At 35.6% G+C, this 4,261-nt stretch carries 6 protein-coding genes; all 6 read left to right on the top strand.

All coding sequences use genetic code 11. The features are described from left to right. Positions 1-182 precede the first annotated feature (182 nt). The 6 genes from NNC77_RS16120 (at position 183) to NNC77_RS16095 (ending at position 4,032) form a co-directional block, all read left to right on the top strand. Entirely contained in the window at positions 183-392 is a 210-nt protein-coding gene (locus tag NNC77_RS16120) for a helix-turn-helix domain-containing protein (RefSeq protein ID WP_117662222.1), read from the top strand. After that, positions 370-1,197, top strand: coding sequence for a hypothetical protein (locus NNC77_RS16115; protein ID WP_134844615.1), 828 nt, complete (start codon positions 370-372; stop codon positions 1,195-1,197). Before NNC77_RS16120 ends, NNC77_RS16115 begins: the two co-directional genes overlap by 23 nt. A gap of 26 nt (positions 1,198-1,223) precedes the next feature. Continuing rightward, positions 1,224-1,625, top strand: coding sequence for a hypothetical protein (locus NNC77_RS16110; RefSeq protein ID WP_254971841.1), 402 nt, complete (start codon positions 1,224-1,226; stop codon positions 1,623-1,625). Positions 1,626-1,674: 49 nt separating this feature from the next. Next, a complete protein-coding gene (locus NNC77_RS16105) occupies positions 1,675-2,115 on the top strand; it encodes a hypothetical protein (RefSeq protein WP_254971843.1) in 441 nt (146 codons plus the stop codon). Positions 2,116-2,158: 43 nt separating this feature from the next. Continuing rightward, positions 2,159-3,010, top strand: coding sequence for a hypothetical protein (locus NNC77_RS16100; RefSeq protein ID WP_233401916.1), 852 nt, complete (start codon positions 2,159-2,161; stop codon positions 3,008-3,010). 401 nt (positions 3,011-3,411) lie between these two features. Then, positions 3,412-4,032 (top strand): hypothetical protein, encoded by a 621-nt coding sequence (locus NNC77_RS16095; protein ID WP_134843831.1) that lies wholly within the window; start codon positions 3,412-3,414, stop codon positions 4,030-4,032. Positions 4,033-4,261 lie beyond the last annotated feature (229 nt).

Genomic DNA, 4,261 nt, shown 5'->3' with positions numbered 1-4,261 from the left:
AGAACATATTCATAAACGCATATATGTATCTTCCCATATTGGGAAATCAATTGCTTAGTTCCATTTTTGCAGATTATATTTCTATTTTGTCTAAATTACGACGGAATACAGCAGATATTCAAGGGATTTGGATGGATTATCAAAATAAAACGTTATTTTTGTAGCATAAAAACGATAAAAAGATGAAGTTAAATCGCATAAGAGCAGTCTTAGAGGACAAAGGGATAAGCCAAACATGGCTTGCAAAGAAGTTGGGAAGAAGTTTCAGTACGGTCAATGCTTACGTATGCAACCGCTCTCAACCTAACCTTACCACACTTCTTGAAATTGCACAATTACTGTCTGTGGATATGAAAGAACTTATTACGAATGAAAAAGAACGTAATGTTTAAAGTGATTATGGGAAGAAGAAAAGCTATCATTTTGACAAGCATCACCATACTGTTTCTATGCAGTATGGGATGTCAATCAGCTACTTTTGGAAAAGGTATATGTTGTTATGTCGGAGATGTGAAACTTTCTGACACAACAATATCTGTAAAACTTACATTTGATAATGACACCACTGGCACATTGGAAATCTCCAAAAGTAACAAAGCACTTGGCAAAAATAAAATCGAAGAATTTTACTTTGCTTCATTAGAGGCTGATACGCTAACTGTGACTGGCGAAATCTTCTATGATATAAAATACTTGTTTAAAAGAGGGCGAGAAAAATGTTATATCTATCCACTAAACGCTTCTACTGATGGAGTCCTTTTCTGTGACAAAAGCATAAGAAGGATAGAATTGAAAGGCAAGAAAGAAACGAATACCGACAGCCTATTTCTCAGCCGAATCATAGATGGTGATTTCTTTGCCCAAGAACATTCCGAAGAGCAGGACTACATATTGGTGATAAGGCATTGCTTGTCGCATACCGATGAGACGTATGACGAGACCCTTTCTGAAGGATTAAGCCGAATGTTGCGGAAATATCCCCAAAAGATAGAAGGGCTTCGGAAAGCATTGAAACGATTGTCTCCACGGCAGAAAGAAAAGGCGAACTACGAAATGATGGTCTTAATCGTTTCGGCATGGATGATGGAGCAAGATTCTGACTCCATTGACCCGAAGGACTTTTATCATACATATCCCTTTTTCAAGAAATGTTCTATGATAGATAAAATTCTCATGGAACAATGCAATAATTTATAAATCCGCAAGGACAAATAAGGAAAGCTATGGGAAGAAAAATAGTTGTGGCTATGATAAACATAGCTGTCGGACTTTTTACTGCATATATGTTTATAGTATCTGATAGAGAAACTAAAATCTCTACAACACAAAGCAATATCGCTTGTGAGATAATAAATTTGGATTTGCGAAGTGGCTCAAGACATCACCCATCGGCAGACATTATTTACCAAGGTAAAAAATACGATACTGTCATAAACAAGAGTGACAGTTTACAGCTTGGGTTTAACAACACCACGTTCTTCTACGATGAGAAACTTGATAGAGTCTTTTGTCGTGATTCGGGAATAAATAGAGGAAAATATGTTGCTCTTATATGTTTCCTGTTGTCTTTCCTGCTTTGGTTAGAGGCAAATAAAAATGCCAACAAAAAGAAAAATAGACATTAATATTCACTTTCTGTGAACTGCAAATTCGTAAATTCAATTTTTCACGACTATGGAAGAAAAAATAATGCTAAGAGATAAACTTGTAGATATTGCTTTGCAATGGCAAGCAAGTTTTGGAGTTGCACCGTCTATTACAAGTTCCATTTCTGAATATGATGCAGCAATGTTGGTTAGTATGTCAGAAAAAGAATACTCTGATTACATGAGAGATAAAACTGCTGTTGCCAAAGGGACGGATTTCGTTTATAGAAATATAAGGTATCAAGTAAAAGCCAATCGCCCAAGCGGTAAAAAAGGAAGTAAAGTAACGATGGTTCCCAAAGCCTCGAACTACGAATGGGACAGGTTAATTTGGATATTATATGACAAGGACTATGTAATGCAAGAAGCATGGGAATGGTATATGAAAGACTATAAAATGGCGTTTGAAAACAAAAAAAGATTATCTCCCGAAGACTACAGAAAAGGGCACTGCCTGTATCATAGATAACAGAAAATCGTGGATTCAAAAAAACACAAAAACGAATAGCTTTATGATAGAAAAAATAATGTCTAAACTTGGAATGGTCGTTTTATGGTGCATTGTCATCATATATGGCATAGGTGTCATCACTCATATCTGCTCGGATATTATCGGTGTTGTCGTACTTGGCGTTTGGGCTGTTGTCTCGATTGCTTTTGTTCTCTTTGCCAAAAGATACAAAATATGGTTCAAGAGGCGAGTCAAGATGCTTAGTACGGTTTGTGAGAAGTCGCCCGATGATTCTTACATCATGCACGAAGAAAAGTTTACCGAATCTTTTGATTCTGCCAACTTCTTCATACAGTACAAGCCTGAGACGAAGGAGTTCTTTTTCAGCAGCTACTATTACCTTATTTTTCCTGATTACGTCGAGATTTGGAGCAAGGCGGTGAATGAAGTCAAGATACTTGTCTCCAAGGAAGCCCCAGAAACAGAAGTTGAAGTGCATTCCGTAGGTCAGCTTGGCAAGTACTTCACGCTGATAATGTCTCCAAAGGATGCCAAGAAAAGTTTTTTGTTGTCCTTGGCTCATTTGTGCATCCGTCTGAGAAAACAACTTCCATGCAACAATAGAATATTGATATACAAGTTCTATTTCAAGATAAAGGTGTTCGACACGGTTTGCTATGGCGAGTTTGATTGCGTGAGAGTATCAAGGGCTATTACAATTTCTGCGGATGGCAACTATTGCGTAGCTAATGTCGAAATAGATGGTTGCTTTCCAGAAGATTTCATCAAACACAATCCTCCGATGTCCATCATCCTGCAATATGACTTGTATTCGATAGAAACCAATATGTTGGTTAGCAAAGAGGAATTCGATGCCTATTGGGAGAAATGCAAGGATTTATGCGAATCATAATCATTGGAGAACGGTGAGGAGCTATTTTATTTGAAAGATTCCGGGGCAACTGTTTGTTCTCTACGAGTTAAAAAACTTCTTATAAGTAACACTATCTCAAATGTCTCTTTTGAAGACTTGGATAAAGGGTGTAGTCTATACAAGAGTAAAATGTCACATGACAGGTCAATAACATCATCCCCAAGCGTTACAGTTGACAGTTTCCAAAAACGATTTTTTTTGCTGTACAGATAACAAATAACAGATAACAGATAACAGTTTCCATAAACCATTTTTCGTTTCAAGCGTTAAATATTACTATTTGCACGGATAAACAAGTTAAAAAATGTGTTTTTTCTGGATAGCAAAGAAAAAAAATAGTATTTTTGTGATATTAAGTCAAACCGTAAAATAACATGAGTATGAAAAGACTATTTTTTATGTTTCTTGCCCTCTTGTTGTGTGTAATGGTACAAGCACAGGACAATGTTGAAATTACCTTAAACAACGGAAATGTGGTTAAGGGAGTCACAAAAACTTTATTTATGCTTGATGATGGTGATGTCGTTGTTACTAAAGATTCCAACTCTAAAGAAAAGAAAGAATACAAATCTACAGAGATAAAGAGCATTAAGTACTACGATTCAAAATCTAAAAAGTGGATAAAGTTCGTTCCGCTTATGGCGCAAAAATCATTGCCAAGCGTTTGGAACAAAAATCCAAAACCATACAAAACTCCGATATTCCTCAAACCTGTGTATGAAGGGGAAAATGTGTCTGCCTATATACACTATATCTCAACAATAACAAATACCAAAACATTACATTTGGAAGGCACAAACTATGTTTTCTATTTTAAGGTAAAGAATGAAGATGTGGCAAAGGGTTATTGTATGGGAAGTAGTATTGGTGCGAAAATGTTGCTTAAAATTGTATTTAAGCCATATCCTGTGATGAAAGAAACTGTGTCTAATTTAGATACGAAAGAATTTTATAAAGATCCTATTTCGTTAATAAGGACTTTTGATAGTCTGTTGAAATAGAATATCTGTTTTAAGTATTCTAACTGTGTATAATTGTCATAAGGCAAAGTGATTTTTCCTTATGACAATTATTTTCATCCTTGAAAAGAAATATACTATAAGAGTTCATATCTCTACATGTTAAATTATTAATTGCTGATAACTATGAGACTGAAGCCAAAACTCCTCAATGCAATAATATTAGGATTGACAATGTTCCTTTCAATGCAAACCACTTGTGCTGCTTGCA

The organism is Segatella copri (assembly GCF_024330485.1).
Lineage (GTDB): Bacteria > Bacteroidota > Bacteroidia > Bacteroidales > Bacteroidaceae > Prevotella > Prevotella copri_L.
Note: the sequence above shows the minus strand (reverse complement) of the source record. Positions and strands in the feature narration are given on the sequence as shown.

Coding starts and splice junctions, on each gene's coding strand:
- NNC77_RS16110 (WP_254971841.1), top strand. CDS start 1,224: ATGGGAAGAAAAATAGTTGTGGCTATGATAAACATAGCTGTCGGACTT.
- NNC77_RS16120 (WP_117662222.1), top strand. CDS start 183: ATGAAGTTAAATCGCATAAGAGCAGTCTTAGAGGACAAAGGGATAAGC.
- NNC77_RS16115 (WP_134844615.1), top strand. CDS start 370: ATGAAAAAGAACGTAATGTTTAAAGTGATTATGGGAAGAAGAAAAGCT.
- NNC77_RS16095 (WP_134843831.1), top strand. CDS start 3,412: ATGAAAAGACTATTTTTTATGTTTCTTGCCCTCTTGTTGTGTGTAATG.
- NNC77_RS16100 (WP_233401916.1), top strand. CDS start 2,159: ATGATAGAAAAAATAATGTCTAAACTTGGAATGGTCGTTTTATGGTGC.
- NNC77_RS16105 (WP_254971843.1), top strand. CDS start 1,675: ATGGAAGAAAAAATAATGCTAAGAGATAAACTTGTAGATATTGCTTTG.